3 protein-coding genes are annotated in these 4,972 nt (G+C 73.8%); 1 reads left to right on the forward strand and 2 read right to left on the reverse strand.

Annotated elements, in window-relative coordinates; translation table 11 throughout:
- Positions 1-35: 35 nt before the first annotated feature.
- Positions 36-623, reverse strand: coding sequence for a hypothetical protein (locus ACFU6K_RS31230; RefSeq protein WP_380668718.1), 588 nt, complete (start codon positions 621-623; stop codon positions 36-38).
- A 122-nt stretch (positions 624-745) separates the two neighbouring features.
- Positions 746-2,017: an MFS transporter gene (locus ACFU6K_RS31235; protein ID WP_380668720.1), complete on the reverse strand. Its 1,272-nt coding sequence runs from the start codon at positions 2,015-2,017 to the stop codon at positions 746-748.
- A gap of 432 nt (positions 2,018-2,449) precedes the next feature.
- Between ACFU6K_RS31235 and ACFU6K_RS31240 the strand changes: the two genes are divergently transcribed.
- The coding region (locus ACFU6K_RS31240) for an SdrD B-like domain-containing protein (protein WP_380668722.1) at positions 2,450-4,972 on the forward strand (2,523 nt) is incomplete at its 3' end.

Below are 4,972 nucleotides of genomic sequence, written 5' to 3' on the forward strand. Positions count from 1 at the left end.
CATCGCAGGCACGGGTCGGCGCCCGGCCGTGACGGTCACGCCCCGCGCGCGATGAGTTCCCGTACGCCGTCCGTGACGGCCTTGCTGGTGCGCCACTTCCGGAGGAGGCGGTCCGCCGCCAGTTCCTCGACGACGGAGCTCAGCCAGGTGTCGTCGCCGAGCCGTTCGACGCGGCCCAGGTCGACGATGTTCCCCAGTAGCTGGTGCAGCAGCGTGATCTCGGGTGCCGGGTACCACCGCCGGTGGTGGACGAACCGGGGGCTCCACAGGTCGTAGGGGTGCCGGACCATGGCGCTCAGGCAGGAGCCGTGGGTGCCGATCGCCTCGTGGGGCTCGTGGTGGCCGGTCAGGAGCCCGCCGGCCGGTGTGCTGAGGAAGCGGCCGCTGGTGACCCCGAGCTTCAGGCTCATCAGGCGCTTCCACGGCACCAGGAACGGCTCCCGCCCGGTGACGCGGTGCTCGAACCCCTCGGGGAGGACGGCGAGATGCGCCTTGCTCTCGTGGTCGCCGATGTACCAGCTGCCGTCGACCCGCACCAGCGGGCCGAGCCCGAGACCGGGGTCGCGGCCGGCCCCGACGGGCGGCGCGGCGGTACCGGGGGCGGCGGGGCGGTCGGTGTTCATGGCTCTCCTCAGGACGGGCGAGCAGCTGCCCGCCGACCAGACTTCCCGGCACACCCCCCGCGGTCACCATACCGGCGGACAGCGGCCGTTGGGCGGGAGGACGCGCGACGGCCCGGCGGGACCTACTCCGCGTCGGACGGCTCAGACGCGGCCGGGACGGCCTCCAGCGCGGTCATCCGCGGGAGCAGGAACAGCACCGCGACCAGCAGGACCAGCAGCAGCCCGCCGCCGACGAGGAGCGGGGTGCGGATGCTGACGACGGAGGCGATCCAGCCGCTGAGGGCGGCGCCGGCCATGATGCCGAGGCGGCTCAGCAGCATGTAGCAGCTGTTGACCCGGCCGAGCAGTTCCTTCGGCACGGCCTGCTGCCGCAGCGAGATCGCCTGGATGTTCCAGGTGACGATCCCGAAGCCGATCACGCCGTACAGCGCGGCGACTTCGGCCACCGAGGTGCTCAGGCCCATCAGGATCAGCGAGACGCCCATCAGCAGGAAGGCGAGGGCGATCCGGGTGCCCCGGCCGAGCAGTCGGCTGAGGCGGCCGGCCAGGGTGCTGGCGGCGGTGCCGCCGATGGCGCCGGCCGCGAGCACGATGCCGTAGGAGGCGGCGGGCGCGTGGATGACCTTGGTGACCATCAGGACCATCATGGTGGTGCCCATGAAGCAGGCCAGCGCGCCCAGGGTGGAGAGCACGGCGAGCATCCGCACGTCGCGGTGGCGGAGCAGCCAGTCGACGCCCTCGCGGATCTCGGTGAGCACCGGGCGGCGGTCGGCCCGGGTGCGGGGGGCGGTGGAGCGGCCGGTGGCGGCGACCAGGACGGCGGCGAGCGCGAAGGAGACGCCGTCCACGGCGAAGGGGTGGGCGGCGGCGACGGCGAACAGCGCGGAGCCGAGCAGCGGGCCGATCAGGTTGCCGCCGACCAGCATGTTGGCCTGCATCCGGCCGTTGGCGGCGTCGAGTTGGTCGGGGCGGACCAGCTCGGGGACGGCGGAGGTGGCGGCGTTGGAGAAGACCGTCTCGCCGCAGCCGAGCAGGAAGGCCAGGGCGGCGAGCGCGACCAGCGGCGGGTCGGCGAGGAAGACCCAGGCGGCGAAGCCCAGGACGACGGCGGCGCGCGCGGCGTCGATGGTCCACATCAGCCGCCGCCGGTCGGCCCGGTCGGCGAGCACCCCGCCGTAGAGGGACATCAGCAGGAAGGGCAGCGAGGCGGAGACGGAGACCACGGAGACCGCGCTGGGGGAGTCGGAGACGGCCACCGCGAGCAGCGGCAGGGCCGAGTCCCGCATGCCGTCGCCGACCGATGAGATCGCTGACGCGGACCACAGCAGGTGGAACTTCCGGCCCAGTTGGGGACGGCTTTTGGACGGCTTCGCGGCCAGGTCTGCTGAGGTCACCGAGGCAGTATGTCATGTCCGCGGAGGGCCGTTCGGGCGGTTTCCGAAGTGCCGGGGGCGTCCCGAACTGTCCGTGTCGGTACGGGTGTCGGGCTCATCCGGGGGTGTCCGGAGTGTCCGGTGGCTTTCGGCCGTTTTCCGGTGGTTCGTCGGACGGCGACGGAGGGCCGGGGTGCGCCGCACAGACGGACCGGTCATGCCGAACGGGCGGGTCGCGCATCCCGTCGGTCTCATGGGGGGAGGCCCGGAGATGGGGTCAGGCCGTATGCGAACTAGTGGGGTCGTGTCCGAATTCGATGCGAATTCCCGACCCGTTCCGTCACCCGCGCCGGTGAATGTGCGCTGAGCGCGGGACGTGGACGACCGATGGCCGCTGTCCTGGGGGTCCTGTCCGGATCGGGCCCGCGCCCGTCGGTGAGGGGAGACGGAACCTTGAAGAGGACGAGAAGACGGACGTCGTGGGCGGCGCTGCCGGCGGCCCTCGCCGTCGTGCTGGCCGGCGGAGGGCTGGCGGCGGCCCCGCCGGCCGCCGCGCAGGGCGGTGTCGGGGCGGTGTCGGTCCGGGTGGTCCGGGCGGTGGACGCCACCGGCGTGTGGACGCCCGCGCTGGAACCGGGGATCGCCGGCGTGACGGTGACGCTCACCGATGACGCGGGCACCAGGACGGAGGGCGCCACGGGCCCCGACGGCACGGTGACGCTGGCCCCGGCCGCGAGCACGGCGACCGACGGCAGGTACCGCGTCCAGGTGGTGAATCCGAAGCCGGGCACGCTGTTCCCGGCCTTCGCCTCGCGCCAGGGCCTGGACGGCGCGCCGAACCTGCTGAGCTCCAACGAGGAGTTCGTCGACCTCTCCGACGGCAGGAACGTCGCGTACACCACCGGGTTCTGGTACCCGGGCGACTACTGCCAGAAGAACGCCCCGCTGGTGACGACCTGTCAGAACACCACGTGGCAGGGCGGGGCGCAGCGCACGCTGGTGTCGTTCCCGTACGGCGCGCGCGGCCAGGACGGCGTGGACGTCGACGTCACCGGCCTCGCCACCGACGCGCAGACGGGCACGCTGTTCGGCGTCGCGTGGAACAGGGCCGACCGGCGGGTGTTCTCCTCGGCGGCGGCCAAGCGCACCACCGACTACGGTCCGGGCGGCGCCGGCGGGATCTACGTGACGGATCCGGTGCGGAAGACCACCACGCTGTTCGCCACCGTCCCGGACGCCGGCGGCACGGCGCACGGGCCGGGGTCGGACGACGCGTTCCTGGCCGTGCCGGGCAAGGAGAGCCTCGGCGGGCTCAAGGTCACCGAGGACGGCCGGGACCTGTTCGTCGTCAACCTCAACACCCGTGAGCTGTACCGCTACGACGCCACCGCGGCGACGGCCGCGGCGCCGACGGCCGTCCACCCGATCCCGGACCCGGGCTGCCCGTCGGCGGGGGACTGGCGGCCGTTCGGCCTGGGCCTCCAGGACGGCGTCGGCTACCTGGGCGGCGTCTGCTCGGGCGAGTCGACGGGCCTGGCCTCGGACCTGCGGGCGGTCGTGCTGCCCTTCGACCCCGCCACCGGGCTGTTCCGACCGGCCGTACTGGACCAGCCGTTGGACTACCCGCGGCAGTCGACCGTGGGCAGCGGCCCGTGCGACGGCGCGGGCTGGTTCCCGTGGACGGACACCTACCCGACCTCGCAGAACGGCCAGGCCTGCTCCGGCTACCGGGCCCAGCCGGAACCGGAGTTGGCCGAGGTCGGCTTCGAGACGGACGGCTCGATGCTGCTGGCCTTCCGCGACCGCCTGGCCGACCGGGCGACGGGCCAGTCGGCCTCGGGCGCCGCGGTAGGCGAGGTGCTGTCGGGCGGCGACCTGGACAAGGCCTGCCCGGAGAACGGCATGTACGTGCTGGACACCGACAACGGCTGCGGGCTCTCGCCCCGGGGCACCCGCTTCTTCGACACCAGCCGGTTCGGCGTCCACCACAACGCGGACTACGCCGGGATGGCGCTGTCCAAGGTCGAGAGCACCATCGGGATCTCCGGGTACGACCCCAACAACACCGCCTTCGGCTACGGAACGGCCTTCGTCCAGCGGGCGGACGGCCGGCAGGACCCGAGGACCGGCCTGCGGCTCAACCCGGCGGACGTGCCCGCGCCGTTCGGCAAGGGCGCCTCGATGGGCGACCTGGAGGTGCTCTGCGACCGGGCGCCGCTGCAGATCGGCAACCGCGTCTGGTACGACCCCGGGCGCACGGGCATCCAGCGGTCGGGGCAGCGCCCGGTCCCCGGCGTCACCGTGCACCTGTACGACGGGGCGGGCGCGCTGGTCGGCACGACGAGGACCTCGGCGCGCGGCGAGTACTACTTCGACGACTCGAACGTCACCGGCGGCCTCGCGCCGCGCACCCGGTACACCCTCCGGCTGGACGAGCCGGCCGACTACGCCGAGGGCGGCCCGCTGTACGAGTGGGCGCCCACCCGGCACGACGTCGGTGACGACCCGTTCGTCAACTCCAAGGGCGTCGTCCCGAGGGGCGGGACGTACGCCGAACGGGAGCTGACCACCGGCGGACCGGGCGAGAACGACCACACCCTCGACTTCGGCTTCCGGCCGACGAGGGGCGTGCTGACCCTGGTCAAGGTGGACCAGGACGGCAGGCCGCTGGCCGGGGCGACGTTCCAGCTGTGGCGCGTCAGCGCCGGACCGGGGTGGCTCGGTTGGCCGGGCCCCGGCCGGGAGCGCGGGGACGCGCCGGTCGGCGAGCCCTGCACGACCGGGGCCGACGGCGTCTGCCGGGGCCGCGGCGGGCCGGGGACGTACTACTGGGTGGAGCTGAGGCCGCCCGAGGGCTACGCGGCGGACCGGACGGTCTTCGGGCCGCTGGTGCTCACCTGCGACAACCTCGGCGAGGGGATCACGGTGACGGTGGTCAACCGGCTGATTCCCGGCCCCTGGCCGCCGCACGACCGG

This window comes from Kitasatospora sp. NPDC057512, from assembly GCF_042802135.1.
GTDB lineage: Bacteria > Actinomycetota > Actinomycetes > Streptomycetales > Streptomycetaceae > Kitasatospora.